Here is a 16,401-nt window from a genome sequence, read left to right as displayed (position 1 = left end):
TTAGCGAATTAACGTAAGTTAACCAGCGTGTTAAGAATCTGGTCCTGAGTTTTGATGGTCTGCGCATTCGCCTGATAGTTACGCTGCGCCACAATCATGTTCACCAGCTCTTTACTCATGTCGACGTTAGAGGCTTCCAGCGCGCCAGCGGTCAGCGAACCGAAGGTGCCGGTGTTCGCCAGACCAATCGCTGCCTGACCGGAGGCATTCGACGCCGACCAGACGTTGTCACCCTGTGACTGCAGGCCTTCCGGGTTAGAGAAGCTCGCCAGCACGATCTGACCCAGCAGCTGGGTTTTCTGGTTGGAGTAGGTGCCGGTGATGGTGCCGTCATCGTTAATCGCGTAGCTGGTCAGATCGCCAGGCGCATAACCGTCCTGAGTCGGGCTGCCGAAGGTGGTAGCGCCGGTGTTCTGCTGCAGGCTGCCCAGCATGCTCAGGGTGATCGGCTGGTTAGCCACCGCACCGTTGGCCGCGGTGGTCTGGCCGGCTGCCGGCACGTTCAGGGTTAACCCGACGGTGCCATCAGTACTACTGCTGACAACAGCGCCGTTCGCCCCCAGCTTGTCCATGCGGGTCAGCTTGCCGCTGGTGTCGAACGCCATTTTGAAGTCACCCGCAGATGCACCGGTGTTGGCATCAATCGCGTGCACGGTCCAGCTGTTGCTGGCGGTGTCTTTGACAAAATACATGTCGAGCGCGTGATCGTTACCCTGCGAGTCATAGACGGTCGCCGTGGTCTTCTTGTTATAGCTGTCGGCGTTGGCAGTAGAGAACGTCGCCACTGTGGGTGCGGTGTCGGTTGAGTTCAGGTTCGCGACCAGGCCGGTGGTGGTGGTTGCGCGAGCCGGCATCTGCTCGGTCGGAATGCTGATCGCCACCGGGTTAGCGCCCGCCTGGATAGTCGCCGGCGAGCCGCTGGCCGGATAACCGGTCACGTTCAGGCCCTGGGTGTTGATCAGGTTACGGTTAGCATCCAGCGTGAACTGGCCGTTACGTGAGTAATAAACCGCGCCGCTGGTGTCGGTCATACGGAAGAAACCGTTGCCGCTCAGGGCGACGTCGAGGCCGCGGCTGGTGGTGGTGGTCGAACCGTCGTTAAAGTTCTGGATCACCGCCGCTACTTTGGTACCGAGGCCGACGTTAGAACCGGCGAACATGTCAGCAAAGGCGATGGTGCTTGATTTAAAGCCCGCTGTCGCGGAGTTGGCGATGTTGTTGCCGATGACATCAAGGTTACTTGAGGCAGCGCCAAGGCCGCTGACCGCTTGGGAAAATGACATGTGTGTGTCTCCTGTCTACAGGTTAATCAGAGAATCTGACGTACTTCGTCAAGGGAAGCGGAGCCCATGGTGCCGAGATCCAGTTTTGTGGTGTCGTTCGCAGTACTCACCCCATTGACGTAGGCGTAGTTAAGCGGTTGTGCCACCAGTTGTGTGCTGCCATTGCTTGCGGCAATCGCAACGCTGTATTTACCGTCTGGCGCGGTTGAACCGTCGCTCAGTTTGCCGTCCCACGAGAAGGTATGAACGCCGGCGCTCAGGGCGCCGAGGTCAACGGTGTCGATTACCGTGCCGTTAGCATCTTTAATCGTGGCGGATGAGGCGGTCGACGCCGAGGTCAGCTCAACGCCAAACGGCGTGGTAGTGCCGCTGCCGACGAGGATCTGCGAGCCGTTGACCATCACGCCATGCCCAATCAGAGTCGAACTTTGCAGTGACTGGCTGGTGCTGATCTGGCCGGAAATCGATCCCAGCGTGGTATTCAGTTTCTCAATCCCGCTCAGGGTGTTGATCTGTGCCAGCTGGGTGGTGAGCTGGCTGTTGTCCATCGGATTGGTGGGATCCTGGTTCTGTAACTGGGTCACCAGCATGGTCAGGAACTGATTCTGCAGATCCTGCGCGCTGTTGCCGGTGCCACTGGTGCTGGAGGAGCTGAGGACCGTGGGGTCCAGCTTCTCATTAACGCCTACCGCGATAGCCATAATTGTTCTCCGTTATTGCCCGATCGTCAGGGTTTTCATCATCATCGACTTCACGGTGTTGAGGACTTCAACGTTCGCCTGGTAACTGCGTGACGCTGACATGGTGTTGACGGTCTCAGAGACCACATCCACGTTGGGCATTTTGACGTAGCCTTTGGCATCGGCCATCGGGTTACCCGGGTCATACACCAGTTTGGCGGGGGTCGGATCGTCCACCACCTTCGCCACTTTCACGCCGCCGGTGGCTGCGCCAGGCGCGGCATCGGTCTGGAATACCACCTGTTTGGCGACGTAAGGTTGCCCATCCGGGCCGGTTACGCTGTCGGCGTTGGCCAGGTTACTGGCACTGACGTTTAATCGCTGTGATTGCGCGGTCATCGCTGAGCCGGCAATGTCAAAAATGTTCAGCAAGGCCATAATTATTGCCCTTGTAACACGCTCATCATGCCTTTGATCTGGCTACTGATAAGGGTGAGATCGGTTTGATATTTCAGGCTGTTATCCGCGAACTGAGTACGTTCACGGTCCATATCTACAGTGTTGCCGTCGGCGGCTGGCTGATCGGGAATGCGATAGAGCATGTCCATCGACGGTGCCGAGTTGGTCTGCGCTTCAATGTGGCGAGCTGACGTGACTTTTAACGCCATGCTGCTGCCTTCCGCACGACCATTGGCCATCACCCGACTCAGCTCGCTGGCAAAGTCGATATCCCGGGCCTGATAACCAGGGGTATCGGCGTTGGCAATGTTTGACGCCAGGATCTCCTGACGTTGAGCACGCAGGTTGAGGGCTTCCGTACCAAATTTCAGCGCCGCATCCAGTTTGTCGAGCATGGTTCCTCCGCGAATGAGAATTTCGAGCTGGCAGCTTAATTTGGAAAAGCAAGAGGTGATCGTCTGAATAAGGCCAAAAACCCACGCTATTTTGGCTCTTGAATAATTTTTGCTGCGCGTACACTCGTTGCCATCATCAGTGAGGAAAAACACCATGCGTGGATATCAAACCCTGCTGGCCAGCCTGCTGGTCCTGATCGCCCTGCCGGTCACCGCCGGCGATCTCAGTGCACAACTGAACCAATTTTTTAAAGCGCGCGACGCCCAGCATGCCGACGGCATGACCGTGGTGGTCCGCACGCCGCAGGCCCAGTGGCCCGATTGCGACGCGCCGAAATTCACCCTGCCGGGCAACAGCCGCCTGTGGGGCAACATGAGCGTGGCCGCTAACTGCGGTGAGAACCGCCGCTACATTCAGGTTCAGGTGCAGGTCACCGGACCTTATCTGGTCGCAAACCGGCTGTTAACACGCGGCAGCAGCGTCAGTGCGGCGGATTTCAGCCTGCAGACCGGCCGGCTCGATACCCTGCCGGCGCGTGCGCTGCTGAACGATGAGGCGGTAGCCGATGCCGTGGTGCTACGTGACATTCAGCCGGGACAGCCGATTAATCCGTCGATGCTGCGTCAGCCGTGGCGGGTAAAGGCGGGTCAGAGCGTAATGGTAATCGCCAGTGGCGACGGTTTTGACGCCAGCGGCGAGGGTAAGGCACTGAACAATGCCACCCAGTCTCAGTGGGTGCGGGTACGAATGGGAAATGGGCAGGTTGTCAGCGGTCGGGTGCGGGATGATGGGAATATTCTTATAACATTATAAAGCGTTAAAGAAGCCAGTTGTTCTGCCGATAGAAGAATCAACTAAGCAATTACGCTATTCTGATTCAGGTGGCAGACTCCCCTGACCGTACAGGAGCCCGAATATGAGCATCGACAGAACGCAACCGCTGAAACCCGCCAGCACCGTACAGAGCCGCGACACCAGCGAGCCGGCCAGCACCAAAGTGCGTCAAAGCACCACGCCAGCGGCCAGCACGCCAGCCGCCGCCCAGGTCAGCCTGAGCAGCGCGCAGTCACAGCTGATGCAGCCAGGCAGCCAGGACATCAACGTCCAGCGGGTTGAACAACTGAAAACCGCCATTCGTAATGGCGAACTAAAAATGGATACCGGCAAGATCGCCGACGCGCTGATTGCCGACACTAAGGCGTATTTAGAGGGTAACTAGTCCCCATGAGTAATTTGCTGACCACATTAGATAAGATGCAGGATGTGCTGGCATCGCTGACAACCCTGCTGGAAGAAGAGCAGCAGCAGTTGTCAGCCGGAAGCATTAACAGCAACCTGTTGCAGCGTATCACTGAAGATAAAGGTGCGCTGCTCAGTACGCTGAACTATCTGGATGAGATGCGCCGTACCGCCGAGCAAAGCCTGGCAACCCCGGCACCTTATCGTGGTCAGAGCGACATGGCGAGCCGCTGGCAACGTATTCAGCAGCACACCCGTCGCCTGCAGGATGCCAACGTGCATAATGGCCTGCTGCTGCAACATCAGATTCGTTACACTGAGGATGCGCTGCAGGTGCTGAAACCGCACCAGACTCAGGCGTTTTATGGTCCCGATGGGATGGGTAAAGGTCAGGCGACACTCAGCCGCAAAGCCTGACGCCTGACCGGGCAAAAAAAATCCCGCCAGGTAGCGGGATTTTTTGCATGCCTGTTTTTTATCAAACCGCCGTGCGTCGCGCATAGTCGCGCAGCCGGAAGCCGAGCAGTCCGAGGGTCACAAAGTAAGCGCCGCCCCCGACCGCACACACCGCCGCCAGACGCAGCAGCCGCCACAGCATTGAACCCTGTTCCCACGCTGGCATCCACTGCAGCATCGCAAACAGCGCCGCCGCCATCGCCAGCACCGCAATCAGCAGACGGATTAGAAAGCCTGTCCAGCCGGGCTGTGGCATAAAGATCTGCTTTTTACGCAACTGCCAGTAGAGCAGCGCTGCATTAAGACAGGCCGCGAGACCAATCGACAGCGACAAACCGGCGTGCTTCAGCGGGCCGATAAACGCCAGGTTCATCAGCTGAGTCATAATCAGAGTAACAATCGCGATTTTAACCGGGGTTTTGATGTCCTGCCGCGAGTAAAAGCCCGGTGCCAGCACTTTAACCACAATTAAGCCCATCAGCCCGACGGAATAGGCGATCAGCGCCCGCTGGGTCATTGCCGCATCAAAGGCGGTAAACTTACCGTACTGAAACAGCGCCACGGTCAGTGGGCCAGAAAGCATCCCCAGTGCCACCGCACTCGGCAGCGCCAGCAAAAAGCAGAGGCGTAAGCCCCAGTCCATCAGCCGGGAATATTCATCGTGATTGCCGCTGGCGAAACTCTTAGCCAGCGAAGGCAGCAGGATGGTTCCCAGCGCCACGCCGAGCACGCCGGACGGAAATTCCATCAGCCGGTCAGCGTAATACATCCACGACACCGATCCTGATACCAGAAAGGAGGCGAAAATGGTGTTGATGATCAACGAGATCTGGCTGACCGAGACGCCGAGAATCGCCGGTCCCATCTGGCGCATGACCCGCCAGACGCCGGCATCACGCAGGTTCAGGCGCGGCAGCACCAGCATGCCGAGCTTTTTCAGGTGCGGCAGCTGATAACCGAGCTGCAGCACGCCGCCTGCCACCACCGCCCACGCCAGCGCCATCACCGGCGGATGGAAATGCGGTGCAGCAAACAGCGCGAAACCAATCATGCTGATATTCAGCAGGGTCGGGGCAAACGCCGGAACCGAGAAGCGGTTCCAGGTGTTCAGCACCGCCCCCGCCAGCGAGGCAAGCGAAATCAGCATGATATAAGGAAAGGTCACCCGCAGCAGCGAACTGGTCAGCGCGAACTTATCGGCGCTGTCGGCAAAGCCCGGCGCAGTGACCATAATCACCCACGGCGCGGCGATCATCCCTGCCACCGTGACCAGCGCCAGCGCCAGCGTCAGCAGGCCGGAGACATAGGCGAGGAACAGCCGCGTCGCTTCATCGCCCTGCTTACTTTTGTATTCCGCCAGAATCGGCACAAACGCTTGTGAGAAGGCGCCTTCAGCAAAGATACGCCGTAAAAGATTGGGCAGTTTAAAGGCGACAAAGAACGCATCGGTCGCCATTCCGGCGCCAAACACCCTGGCCACAATGGCATCTCGGGCAAAGCCCAGTACGCGGGAAAACAGGGTCATGGAACTGACCGCTGCCAGCGATTTCAACAAATTCATAATTGACGGCGCATCCTGAAAAGAATCGGCAAAATGAGAGACTTAGCGCGGGCATCCGGATGATGCCCGGCGATAGTCTACTGCCACGGCGGGAAATGACCAGCACGGAGTGTTACAAGGCATTATTACTGTGTGGCATCACGCCACAGTTTTTCCACCACACGCTGCGCCAGCAGGGCCTGTTCACCGCTGGTTTCGGGCATCGTCTGATTTTGCACGCACTGGATAAAATGGTGTGCCGCGCCGCTGAAGCCGCGCTGCACCAGATGGCTCTGCCAGGCGGGCGGCGGCGCGATCAGCAGACCGTCGGTGGTTTCCTCCTGCCAGTCGCGCATTTCACTGATATCAATGCATTTGCGCTCGCACACCGCGCTGACCCGCTCACGCTGGCTGCCGGCACGCCGGTGCATGCTGGTGGTGATCGGCACGCCGGCCACGGTAAAGTGGTGTTCAGCGTAAAGCATTTCTCCCTGCGCGGTGGTGGTAATGCGCCCCTGCACGTCACTCAACGGCTGACCGCCGAGCCACAGCGCGGTATCCACCACGTGCAGATAGTCATCCAGCAGGGTAAAACGCAGATCGTGCGGTCCGACGCTGTCGCTGCGGTGTTTTTCAATCCGCAACGAGGCGACACTGCCCATCTCAGCTTTGAGCTGCTGATAGCGTGGAGCAAAGCGACGATTAAAACCCACCATCAGTTTGCGCTGCTGCTGTGCGGCAAGTTCAACCAGCGCTTCCGCCTGATCGAGGGTTTCCGCCAGTGGCTTATCAACACAAACATCTTTGCCGGCCAGCAGCAGCGCCCTGACTACCTGATAATGGGTCGCGGTGCTGCTGTGGACGAACACCGCATCGCAGGCGGCGGCTAGTTGGTCGAGCGAACTGAAACAGGGCATGCGAAAACTGTCGCAGATCGGCCGGGCTTTGGCCTGATTGGGCGAAAAGGCCCCCGCCAGCGTCCAGTCAGTGGCCGCTGACAACACCGGCAGCCAGGCTTTCTGCGCGATACCGCCCAGTCCCACCACGCCAATACGTAACGTCATCTTAGCTCTCCGGTTGCAGCAGTTGACTGAGTTGCGCCTGCAGTTGCGCCACCTGCTGTTCCAGCGCGGTAACGCGCGCGGTGAGATCGTCCGGCTCTGCGGCGTCGTTCTGCTGTGGCCGTTCCGCCTCATCGCTCAGCAGATGGATAAATCGGTGTTCGCGCCGACCCGGCTCTCGCGCCAGACGGATCACCGTGGCGCTGTCATCACGCTGCAGCAGCGCGTTGAGCGTCTGTTCCACTTCACTGACGTCGGTAAATTCATGCAGCCGTCCGCTGCGGGTACGCAGTTCACCCGGCGTCTGGGCACCGCGCAACAGCAGCAGTGTGAGTACAGCCACTTCCGCGCTGTTAAGCTTCAGCGTGCCAAAGGCGGAGTTGCAGAAGCGCTGGGCATATTTAACCACCCGCTGGCCCGATGCGCTGCTGGCGGTCACCAGATGCATTTTTTCCAGCTGATCGAGCTGATTCTGCACCTCGGTCTCGCTCAGGTTCATCACCGGCTCACGGTTCGATTTCTGATTACAGGCGCTGACCACGGCATTCAGTGACAGCGGATACTGCTCCGGCGTCGTCACCTCTTTCTCCAGCAGACAGCCCAATACGCGCAAAGCCGCTGCTGACAACGTCAATTTCATGCTGACTCCTTATTATTATCCACGCCGATCGGGCGTCCATTCTCGCCAGGTTAATGCCGTCAGGACGTGATCCTGCCAGCGGCCGTCGATCAACAGATAATCTTTGGCGTAACCCTCTTTTTCGAATCCGAGCCGCGCCAGCAAATCGCCGCTGCGCTGGTTGTGTGGCATATAGTTAGCCATGATGCGGTGGATATGCTGCTGACGCTGCATATAGCGGATAGCCGACTGCAGCGCTTCAAACATCATGCCCTGCCCCTGCCATTTCTCGCCGAGTGAGTAGCCCAGATAACAGGCGTGGAACGAACCGCGCAACACGTTGCTGAAGTTAGCGACGCCGCGCACCTCAGTTTCATTGCTGTCCATCAGAATGAAATAGAATGCCGATCCCTGCTTATGCATATCGGTAATCAGCCCAAGACGCGCCTGCCAGCCTGAGGGATAGCAGTGGCTTTCATCGCGCACCGGTTCCCACGGCTTTAAAAACAGGCGGTTTTCTGCGTAATAATCTGCCAGCCGCCAGGCATCACGCTCGTGAACCAGACGGACCACCAGCCGGTCGGTGGTTAATCGCACCCTGGGCGCGGCAGAACGATAGCCAAACATCCTGACTCCTGAAATCAATGGCCGATAATGATGAGCCGTAATTACCCTGCTTTCACTATAACCGCCGCCTGGGCTGCGGTAAAACGTTACCGGCGTTCAAGCTGCAAACACCTTGATTTTGCTCTGTTATCGTCGTCGATATGTGTGGTGATGACCGGCCCGGCCGTGCGCGGGCGGCCATCGGCTTCTCTGGCGTGCCATCAAGCATCTGCCAGCCGGCCCGGCCCCGCGCGGGCGGCCATCGGCCCCACGCCCGAGGCGGACACAGGTTTGCCCTGCCGCTTAATCTCTTCCATACTTTTTGGCGAGTCCGAAAACAGGATGAATTGATTCATGCTGTCAACAAAGGAGATCAGGATGAAGCTGTATATCTATGAACACTGCCCTTTCTGCGTTAAGGCGCGGATGATTTTCGGCCTGAAAAATCTGCCGGTTGAGCTGGTAGTGATGCTCAATGATGACGAAGAAACGCCGAAACGACTGATCGGTCAGAAAATGGCCCCGATTCTGCAAAAGCAGGATGGCAGCGCCATGCCGGAGAGTATGGATATCGTGCATTATGTTGATCGGCTGGAGGGCGAGCCACTGATCACCGGTGCCCTTAATCCGGCCATCGCCGACTGGCTGCGCCACATGAACAGCTACGTTAACAAACTGCTGTTGCCACGCATCGCCGAGGCACCTTTCGCTGAGTTTGCCACCCCGGAAGCGCGCGACTACTTCCGCAACAAAAAGCAGGCCAGCATCGGGGATTTCACCGAGCTGAAAAGTCATGCTGCCGGGATGATCAAAAATGTCAGCGGCGATCTGCGCCAGCTCGACAAATTAATTGTTCAGCCGAATGCGGTTAACGGTGAACTTTCTGAGGATGATTTTAATCTGTTTCCGCTGCTACGCTCGCTGACGCTGGTTGCCGGTATCGACTGGCCGGCCAGAGTCGCGGAGTACCGCGATAATATGGCCAAGCAAACCCAGGTCAATCTGCTCTCCTCGATCGCCCAGTAACCCCTAACGGATGAGAAACCGAATGCGTTTCTCATCCCTTTCCTGATGACACCTGACAGGCATTCAGGCACGCTATGCGCTGTTCAATTAGCTTCGTCATTTAGGATGAATATCGATGAAAAAGGGTTTTTCCGGCCTTGCCGCTCTGTTACTGGTGCTGCTGGTTAGCGGCTGTAATCAACTGACGCAGTACACTATCAGCGAACAGGAAGTGAATCAGGCGCTGCAAAAGCACAATAACTATGAGAAAGATATCGGGCTCTCCGGACTGGTTAACGCCCATATCGTGCTCAATAATCTCACCAGCCAGATTGGCCGTGAAGAGCCAGGCAAAGTGACGCTTTCCGGTAACGCGAAGATCAATGTCACTTCGCTGTTCGGACCGCAGCAGGCCGATATGCAGCTGAAGATGCGCGCTCAGCCGGTGTTCGATCAGCAGCAGGGAGCAATATATTTGCGCGATCTGGAGATTGTTGATGCGCAGGTCACGCCAGATAAAATGGCCTCGATCATCAAGACGCTGACGCCCTATCTGAATCAGTCGCTGAAAAGTTATTTCGATCAGAAGCCGGCTTACGTGCTAAGTACCGATCGCAGTAAAGCGGAGTCGCTAGCGAAGAAATTTGCCAAAGGGCTGGAAGTAAAACCGGGTGAGCTGGTGATCCCGTTTACTGACTGAACAACGGCCGCGCCTGAGGGCGCGGATTTTCATCCGGCTGCAAAAAGCAGGTGCAAACGGTTGCCTGAATCCTTATGCTTAGACCCCGGCCTAAACGTGCCTTTCGTTTCCTTTCTGCCGGAGCCTTATTAATGACTGCACAACCTCAGCAACTTACTATCCGCCGTCCTGACGACTGGCATATTCATCTGCGTGACGATGAAATGCTTAAAACGGTGCTGCCGTATACCAGCGCGGTGAATGGTCGTGCCATTGTGATGCCCAATCTGGTGCCGCCGGTGACCAGCGTGGCGGCCGGTGAAGCCTACCGCGATCGGATTCTGGCGGCGCTGCCCACTGACCACGCCTTCACCCCGCTGATGACCTGCTACCTCACCGATTCGCTTGACCCGGATGAGCTGGAGCGCGGCTTTACTGCCGGCCTGTTTACCGCCGCCAAACTTTATCCGGCGCATGCCACCACCAACTCCAGCCACGGCGTCACCAACATCGGCGCCATCGCCAGCGTACTGGAGCGGATGCAGCGACTCGGTATGCCGCTGCTGGTGCACGGTGAGGTTACCGATGCCCACATTGATATTTTCGATCGCGAGGCGCGCTTTATTGAGACGGTGATGATGCCGCTTCGCCAGCAGTTTCCGGCACTGAAAGTGGTGATGGAGCATATCACCACTAAAGAGGCAGCAGAGTACGTGGCAGCGGCCGATGAGACGCTCGGCGCAACCATCACCCCGCAGCATCTGATGTTTAACCGCAATCACATGCTGGTCGGCGGGATTCGTCCGCATCTCTATTGCCTGCCGATCCTCAAGCGTAATGTGCATCAGGAGGCGCTACGTCAGGTGGTGGCCAGCGGCCATCCGCGCTTCTTCCTCGGCACCGATACCGCGCCGCACCTGCGTCACCTGAAAGAAGCCAGCTGCGGCTGCGCTGGTGTTTTCAGTGCGCCGACCTCGTTAGCGGCCTACGCCACGGTATTTGAAGAGCTGGATGCGCTGGCGCATTTTGAAGCGTTCTGCTCTGAAAACGGCCCGCGCTTTTACGGCCTGCCGCTCAACGACAGCCGCATTACGCTGGTACGTGAATCATGGCAGGTGCCGGAGAGCATCGCGCTCGGCGCGCATTCACTGGTGCCGTTCCTTGCCGGTGAGACGCTGAACTGGCGTATTGCATAATTTCGCTTGCCTCCAGCCTGATGATACTGTAAATATATACAGTATCTTATCTGGAGGCTCCTATGCGTGTTGAAATTACCGTATCGAATACCCGACCTCTTCCTGCGGGCGCGATAGAAGCGCTGAGCGACGAGCTGTCGCGCCGCATTGACGAACAGTTCCCGGACAGCACCAATCACGTGAAAGTGCGCTACGCCAGCGCCAATAACCTGAGCGTGCTGGGCGGGGGCAAAGAGACTCGCGATCAGATCAGCGAAATCCTGCAGCAAACGTGGGAAAGCGCTGACGACTGGTTCATTACCGATTAACCGCCTCTGTGCTGTTTTTGCCGGGTTTCGCCACCCGGTTTTTTTATCTTTTCTCCCCTCTCGCACTTCCCCATCGCTGCATCTAGACTCTGAATGATCAATGCCCTATCCTTGCGCTCGTCATGCATAACAGGAGGTGCGATACCATGACTACTGATAAACCGGAAGAGGCGATGACCTTTGGTGAGTTGTTAGCACTGATTGGTGATCAGCAGCGTCGTTTGACGGTGCTGGAAAATGCCTTTTCCAGTCTGATTTTCTGTCTTGACGATCGTGCCAGTCAGTTGCTGGTGCACAATCTGTCACTGGAAGCTCAAAACCAGAACCATGATGAGCAACTGCAACAGCATTTTGCCCGTCTGGCCGAAGCGCTGCAAAAGCGCGGTGGCGGCATCGCACCGGAAACCCCGGCGCTTTAACCGCGGCTCCAGGTTCCCTCCCCCGCTTTTCTGCTGCTATAGAATCACTGATTAAAATGCCTGACCGTCAGGCATTTTATTTTTTCATCCACCACCTTTTAAACACAAATATTCTGTGAGAAGCTGGGTGCAGGCATTTTTTCATCAGTAATAGCCCGGTTTACTGTTATAATAGTCCCGCTATTGGAATAAAAAAGCCGCATTGAACCTCATCATGCACTTCGTTTAACGAGTAATAAGGAGGTTATAATGGACAGAAGAAAAGATGTGATTCAGACCCATCCGCTGGTGGGTTGGGATATCAGTACCGTTGACAGTTATGATGCCATGATGATCCGCCTGCACTCGTTATCGTCGCAGGATCAAAAAGAAGAAGAAGCGGATGTTGGCCCGACCTACTGGCTGACAACGGATGTGGCAAGGCAGTTCATCTCGATCCTCGAAGCGGGTATCGCTAAGATTGAATCAGCCGAGCAAGTAGAACGACTCCTTAAGAAGCACTAATTCCTGCCACATCAAAGAGGCGCCCTCAGGGGTGCCTTTTTCGTTTCTGTTTCTGTTATGCTTTTGATTATCTGTCTTTTTCAGGAGCAGGGTTACCATGATTTATGATCTTATCGTTGTCGGCAGCGGCTCAGTGGGCGCGGCGGCAGGCTACTATGCGACCCAGGCGGGCCTGTCGGTTTTGATGATCGACAGCGCCCATCCGCCGCACAATCAGGGTACGCATCACGGTGACAGCCGGCTGATTCGCCACGCTTACGGTGAAGGCGAACGTTATGTGCCGCTGGTGCTGCGCGCGCAAACCCTGTGGGATGAGCTGGAACAGCGCGCCGGTGAACGTATCATGCACCGCAGCGGCGTGCTGAACCTGGCACCGATTCAGTCAGCGTTTATTCAGAACGTTATCGACAGCGCCAGGCAATGGCAGCTCAATATTGAGGTGATGCAGTCGGATGAGGTGCGCAAGCGCTGGCCGCAGATCAACGTGCCCGAAGGCTATCTGGGGGTGTTTGAGCCGCAGTCAGGCTACCTCAAATGCGAGCAGGCAGTCCGCAGCTGGATCCAGCTGGCAGAACAGGCGGGCTGTGCCCAGTTGTTCAACTGCCCGGTGTCTGAAATAGGTCGCGACGGCGATTTGCAACAGGTGACTACCCTCGACGGCATATACCGCGGCCGCAAGATGCTGATCAGTGCTGGCACCTGGGTCGGTAAACTGGTGCCCAACCTGCCGGTTGCCCCGACCCGCAAGGTATTTGCCTGGTATCAGGCGGATGGTCGCTACAGTGAGAACAACCAGTTCCCGGGCTTTACCGTTGAGATGGCGGATGGCAGCCAGTTTTATGGCTTCCCGGCGGATAACAATGCGCTGAAAGTGGGACGCCATGATGGCGGCCAGCTGATGCAGCAGCCTGAAGATCGTAAACCCTTTGGCACCGTCGCGGCAGATGGCAGCGAAGCGTTTGGTTTCCTGCGTCAGTTTTTGCCGGGTGTTGGCGTGTGTCTGCACGGCGAAGCCTGTAGTTACGATTTCAGTCCGGATGAAGATTTTATTATCGATACCCTGCCAGACGAACCGAATCGGTTACTGATTACCGGCTTAAGCGGTCACGGTTTTAAATTCGCCAGCGTGCTGGGTGAACTGGCGGCAGAATTTGCTCAGCAAAAGCCGTTCTCATTCGATCTGACCCCCTTCCGCCTCTCGCGCTTTTGACTCTTCTTTCGGGTGGTATCATCTGATAGCACCCGACTGACAAAAACTGAAGAAAATTGAATATTGCTGACATTAGCAGTACAGATAATTCGCACTGAAAGTCAATTCTGGTCTTTTTTGACTGACGTCCCACGCGGTGAAAATAACTCATTCAGTAATATTGCGCATATATCGTCTTTTTAATTCACCCTTTTCACTATCGCGAAAGAAAGTTATAGAAGCGTAAGGTCGATTGCTTTTATATTTCATAATGTAGATGCTTATTTCAGATTATTTCACCTGAATAAATAAACTATGTTAAGAAATACCCCTCATCAATTTGGTCTGATCGCGGTGCTACTGCACTGGTCGATGGCGCTGGTTATCTACGCCATGTTTGCGCTTGGATTATGGATGGTCGGCCTCGGTTATTACGATAGCTGGTATCACGATGCGCCGGAAATCCATAAAAGTATTGGCGTGATTCTGTTGCTGACATTAGTGATTCGCCTGCTGTGGCGGATTATATCGCCGCCGCCTAAACCGTTAAGCAGCTATTCCCGGCAGGTGCGCATCAGTTCAGTGGTTGCGCACTGGCTGCTCTACACGCTGCTGCTGGCAATCCTGCTCAGCGGCTATTTCATTTCCACTGCCGATGGCAAGCCGATTGCCGTTTTTAACCTGTTTTACCTGCCGGCACTGCTGAGTGGTGCAGGCGAACAGGCCGATCTGGCTGGCGATATCCACCTGTGGCTGGCCTGGACGGTAGTGATCCTTTCGCTGCTGCACGGTCTGGCCGCGTTAAAACATCACTTTATCGACCGCGATACCACCTTAAAACGGATGTCAGGTTTGCTCATCCCTTTACCCGCTGAAAAGGAGAATTAATATGCTAAAGAAGACGCTACTGGCCATGACGGGCGCCAGCCTGCTGCTGGGTTCACTGACCGCTAACGCCGCTGAGTATAAAATTGATAAAGAAGGCCAGCATGCCTTTATTCAGTTTCGTATTCAGCATTTAGGCTACAGCTGGCTGTACGGCACCTTTAAAGATTTTGACGGCCGCTTTAGCTTTGATGAAAGCAACCCTTCAGCTGATAAAGTCGACGTCACCATCAATACCAACAGCATTGATACCAACCACGCTGAACGTGACAAGCATTTGCGCAGTGCCGATTTTCTGAACGTCGGGAAAAATCCACAGGCCAGCTTCAAATCGACATCAGTGAAAAAAGAGGGTGATGAGCTGGAAATTACCGGCGACCTGACGCTGAACGGTGTGACCAAACCGGTAACGCTGGAAGCGAAACTGCTGGGTGAAGGTAAAGATCCGTGGGGCGGCTATCGCGCAGGCTTCGAAGCCGAGGGCGAAATTGCGCTGAAAGATTTTAATATCACCAAAGATCTCGGACCAGCCTCGCAAAAGGTTCAGCTGATGATTTCGGTAGAAGGCGTACGTCAGTAAACGGCTATACCGCCTGAAGCCAGGCTTCAGGCGGTATCACTTATTTTTTAACCGGTGACGGGATGGTCATGTTTAACAGACCACGCGACTTGTTGAAAATTTTATTGCCGTTTTCACGCCCGGCGCGACGGGCACGCTGCTCTTCCGGCGACAGTTTCGCCTCTTCCTGACAGAGCGGACTACAGCAGTTCTCAAACTTCTCTGCACAGCTTTTACACTGAATAAACAGCAGATGGCAACCATCATTGACGCAGTTGACGTGAGTGTCGCACGGTTCACCGCACTGGTGACAGTTCGACAGCACATCATCAGAAATACGCTCACCCATCCGCTCGTCAAAGACAAAGTTTTTGCCTTTAAATCGGACCGGTAACCCCTGCTCACGGGCACGCCGGGCATACTCGATAATGCCGCCTTCGACGTGGTAGACATCTTCAAAACCGTTATGACGCATCCAGGCACTGGCTTTCTCGCAGCGAATTCCCCCGGTGCAGTACATCACAATCTTTTTGTCTTTTTTGTCCTGCAGCATATCAACCGCCATCGGCAGCTGATCGCGGAAGGTGTCGGCTGGCACCTCCAGCGCGTTATCAAAGCGACCGACTTCATATTCGTAATGGTTACGCATATCAACGAACACCGCATCCGGATCGTCCAGCATGGCGTTCACTTCTGCGGCTTTAAGGTATTGCCCCACGTCGCTGGCATCGAACGTACCGTCGGCAATGCCGTCCGCCACAATCCGGTCACGGACTTTCAGGCGAAGCACCCAGAAGGATTTACCGTCGTCGTCCAGCGCAACGTTCATTCGCAGATTATTCAGCGCCGGGTCAAAGCCGTAGAGATGGGCTTTCATCTTTTCATACTGACTGGCGGGAACGCTGATCTGGGCGTTAATCCCTTCGTGCGCGACGTAAACCCGGCCAAACACCTTAAGGGCGGTCAGACCGAGATAGAGTGCATCACGAAACGCTTTAGGATCGGCGATCTGGAAATACTTATAAAAAGAGACAGTGGTGCGCGGCTCGGTTTCAGCCAGCATGCGCGCCTTCAGCTCTTTATTGGAAACGAGGTTATGTAACACTGGCATGGTGTTCGTTCCTGTTATCAATAGAAGAAATTTAGCGCGCACATGATACCTGATTTCAACGGGATGCAAAGACCACCGGCCAAATTGATTGCCGGTTGGCTGTTTTTCCCGCACTGCCGGCTCGCCTATATTACTGACCGAAAGAATTGACGCTGACAGTGACATTTATACGCAAGATAAAAACTGGCACAATAGTGAAAATCAACG

21 protein-coding genes are annotated in these 16,401 nt (G+C 55.7%); 12 read left to right on the top strand and 9 right to left on the bottom strand.

Features of this window, described 5'->3' with window-relative positions:
- Positions 1-8: 8 nt before the first annotated feature.
- Genes flgE through flgB form a run of 4 tightly spaced genes read right to left on the bottom strand, consistent with a single transcriptional unit; the run spans position 9 to position 2,817 of the window.
- Positions 9-1,283 carry a flagellar hook protein FlgE gene (gene flgE, locus AC6I8D_RS07190; protein WP_312756581.1) on the bottom strand — a complete coding sequence of 425 codons (1,275 nt, stop codon included), beginning with the start codon at positions 1,281-1,283 and terminating at the stop codon, positions 9-11.
- A 26-nt stretch (positions 1,284-1,309) separates the two neighbouring features.
- Positions 1,310-1,984, bottom strand: coding sequence for a flagellar hook assembly protein FlgD (gene flgD, locus AC6I8D_RS07185; protein WP_312052577.1), 675 nt, complete (start codon positions 1,982-1,984; stop codon positions 1,310-1,312).
- Between the two features lie 12 nt (positions 1,985-1,996).
- Positions 1,997-2,401, bottom strand: a complete 405-nt coding sequence (gene flgC, locus AC6I8D_RS07180; protein ID WP_031376557.1) for a flagellar basal body rod protein FlgC — start codon at positions 2,399-2,401, stop codon at positions 1,997-1,999.
- A gap of 2 nt (positions 2,402-2,403) precedes the next feature.
- Entirely contained in the window at positions 2,404-2,817 is a 414-nt protein-coding gene (gene flgB, locus AC6I8D_RS07175; protein ID WP_031376556.1) for a flagellar basal body rod protein FlgB, read from the bottom strand.
- A 154-nt stretch (positions 2,818-2,971) separates the two neighbouring features.
- Here flgB and flgA point away from each other — a divergent pair, with 154 nt between their 5' ends.
- The 3 genes from flgA to flgN all read left to right on the top strand — a co-directional run bounded on the left by flgA (position 2,972) and on the right by flgN (position 4,474).
- Positions 2,972-3,631, top strand: coding sequence for a flagellar basal body P-ring formation chaperone FlgA (gene flgA, locus AC6I8D_RS07170; RefSeq protein WP_312052580.1), 660 nt, complete (start codon positions 2,972-2,974; stop codon positions 3,629-3,631).
- Between the two features lie 103 nt (positions 3,632-3,734).
- Positions 3,735-4,037, top strand: a complete 303-nt coding sequence (gene flgM, locus AC6I8D_RS07165) for a flagellar biosynthesis anti-sigma factor FlgM (RefSeq protein ID WP_031376554.1) — start codon at positions 3,735-3,737, stop codon at positions 4,035-4,037.
- Positions 4,038-4,042: 5 nt separating this feature from the next.
- On the top strand, positions 4,043-4,474 hold the full coding sequence (gene flgN / locus AC6I8D_RS07160; RefSeq protein WP_312052583.1) for a flagellar export chaperone FlgN: 432 nt from the start codon (positions 4,043-4,045) through the stop codon (positions 4,472-4,474).
- A gap of 61 nt (positions 4,475-4,535) precedes the next feature.
- On the opposite strand, the gene murJ is transcribed toward flgN, so the two are convergent.
- The 4 genes from murJ to rimJ all read right to left on the bottom strand — a co-directional run bounded on the left by murJ (position 4,536) and on the right by rimJ (position 8,360).
- A complete protein-coding gene (gene murJ / locus AC6I8D_RS07155; RefSeq protein WP_312756577.1) occupies positions 4,536-6,074 on the bottom strand; it encodes a murein biosynthesis integral membrane protein MurJ in 1,539 nt (512 codons plus the stop codon).
- Between the two features lie 125 nt (positions 6,075-6,199).
- Positions 6,200-7,117, bottom strand: coding sequence for a Gfo/Idh/MocA family protein (locus tag AC6I8D_RS07150; protein WP_312756575.1), 918 nt, complete (start codon positions 7,115-7,117; stop codon positions 6,200-6,202).
- Between the two features lies 1 nt (position 7,118).
- Entirely contained in the window at positions 7,119-7,754 is a 636-nt protein-coding gene (locus AC6I8D_RS07145; RefSeq protein WP_497819851.1) for a YceH family protein, read from the bottom strand.
- A gap of 15 nt (positions 7,755-7,769) precedes the next feature.
- The gene (gene rimJ / locus AC6I8D_RS07140; protein WP_312052587.1) at positions 7,770-8,360 is read right to left on the bottom strand and encodes a ribosomal protein S5-alanine N-acetyltransferase; all 591 of its coding nucleotides are present in this window, start codon (positions 8,358-8,360) and stop codon (positions 7,770-7,772) included.
- A 357-nt stretch (positions 8,361-8,717) separates the two neighbouring features.
- Between rimJ and grxB the strand changes: the two genes are divergently transcribed.
- The 9 genes from grxB to AC6I8D_RS07095 all read left to right on the top strand — a co-directional run bounded on the left by grxB (position 8,718) and on the right by AC6I8D_RS07095 (position 15,104).
- Entirely contained in the window at positions 8,718-9,365 is a 648-nt protein-coding gene (gene grxB, locus AC6I8D_RS07135) for a glutaredoxin 2 (RefSeq protein WP_312052588.1), read from the top strand.
- Positions 9,366-9,480: 115 nt separating this feature from the next.
- Positions 9,481-10,044: a lipoprotein gene (locus tag AC6I8D_RS07130; RefSeq protein ID WP_312052590.1), complete on the top strand. Its 564-nt coding sequence runs from the start codon at positions 9,481-9,483 to the stop codon at positions 10,042-10,044.
- Positions 10,045-10,175: 131 nt separating this feature from the next.
- A complete protein-coding gene (pyrC, locus tag AC6I8D_RS07125) occupies positions 10,176-11,219 on the top strand; it encodes a dihydroorotase (protein ID WP_497819850.1) in 1,044 nt (347 codons plus the stop codon).
- Positions 11,220-11,281: 62 nt separating this feature from the next.
- Entirely contained in the window at positions 11,282-11,527 is a 246-nt protein-coding gene (dinI, locus tag AC6I8D_RS07120) for a DNA damage-inducible protein I (RefSeq protein ID WP_003849907.1), read from the top strand.
- Between the two features lie 146 nt (positions 11,528-11,673).
- Positions 11,674-11,946 (top strand): hypothetical protein, encoded by a 273-nt coding sequence (locus AC6I8D_RS07115; RefSeq protein ID WP_031376546.1) that lies wholly within the window; start codon positions 11,674-11,676, stop codon positions 11,944-11,946.
- A gap of 249 nt (positions 11,947-12,195) precedes the next feature.
- Positions 12,196-12,450 (top strand): biofilm formation regulator BssS, encoded by a 255-nt coding sequence (bssS, locus tag AC6I8D_RS07110; RefSeq protein ID WP_031376545.1) that lies wholly within the window; start codon positions 12,196-12,198, stop codon positions 12,448-12,450.
- A gap of 97 nt (positions 12,451-12,547) precedes the next feature.
- A complete protein-coding gene (solA, locus tag AC6I8D_RS07105; protein WP_497819849.1) occupies positions 12,548-13,660 on the top strand; it encodes an N-methyl-L-tryptophan oxidase in 1,113 nt (370 codons plus the stop codon).
- Between the two features lie 294 nt (positions 13,661-13,954).
- Positions 13,955-14,527, top strand: coding sequence for a cytochrome b (locus tag AC6I8D_RS07100; RefSeq protein ID WP_497819848.1), 573 nt, complete (start codon positions 13,955-13,957; stop codon positions 14,525-14,527).
- Position 14,528: 1 nt separating this feature from the next.
- Positions 14,529-15,104, top strand: a complete 576-nt coding sequence (locus tag AC6I8D_RS07095; protein WP_312052596.1) for a YceI family protein — start codon at positions 14,529-14,531, stop codon at positions 15,102-15,104.
- A gap of 40 nt (positions 15,105-15,144) precedes the next feature.
- On the opposite strand, the gene trhO is transcribed toward AC6I8D_RS07095, so the two are convergent.
- A complete protein-coding gene (gene trhO / locus AC6I8D_RS07090; protein WP_497819847.1) occupies positions 15,145-16,194 on the bottom strand; it encodes an oxygen-dependent tRNA uridine(34) hydroxylase TrhO in 1,050 nt (349 codons plus the stop codon).
- Positions 16,195-16,401 lie beyond the last annotated feature (207 nt).

Source organism: Pantoea sp. X-Soil-MYKO-1785 (genome assembly GCF_059730675.1).
The sequence above is the reverse complement of the archived record's forward strand: the minus strand, read 5'-3'. Positions and strand labels throughout refer to the sequence as shown.